The sequence below is a fragment of the Rahnella sp. CJA17(1/100) genome (assembly GCF_963881615.1).
Classification (GTDB): Bacteria; Pseudomonadota; Gammaproteobacteria; order Enterobacterales; family Enterobacteriaceae; genus Rahnella; species Rahnella aceris.
Genome location: NZ_CAWOJA010000057.1, coordinates 1 through 479 on the forward strand (window position 1 = coordinate 1; position 479 = coordinate 479).

1 protein-coding gene is annotated in these 479 nt (G+C 46.3%); it reads right to left on the reverse strand.

Annotation, left to right across the window (positions count from 1 at the left end; all coding sequences use genetic code 11):
- Positions 1-62 precede the first annotated feature (62 nt).
- A partial coding sequence (locus AACU55_RS20615) for a PfkB family carbohydrate kinase (RefSeq protein WP_240785710.1) occupies positions 63-479 on the reverse strand: 417 nt, incomplete at its 5' end.

The following is a 479-nucleotide window of genomic DNA, read 5'->3' on the forward strand; positions in this document are numbered from 1 at the left end:
CCGTTGCAGGTATCACCAGCAGCGGTTGTATCCGTTGATTCAACGCGGAACCCTGCAATGAGCTAGACTTTGTCGTTTTTACTTACCCAAACGCCCTTCGCGCCAAGCGTGATCATTACCGTCTCGATGCCTTTTGCGTGCAAAGCTAAAGCTGCCTGATGAGCGGATGCGCTGTCAGTAACAGTAATGCCTGTCAAAACTTCTGCTTCGGTTTCGTTGGGTGTAATCACATCAACACAAGCAAGCAATGAATCCGATAATGGACGAGCAGGAGCCGGGTTTAGAATCACTTGAGTGCCACTCTCTTTTGCTACTTTTTCTGCGTATTCAATGCCTTCAATTGGCGTTTCAAGTTGAGTTAGAAGATATTTAGCGCCGCGAATCTTCTCTAGATGCGGTTCAATTTGGTCGCAAGTCAGCTTGTTATTGGCTTCAGAAGAAAGACAAATGCTGTTTTCACCTGTTGCTGATACTTGGAT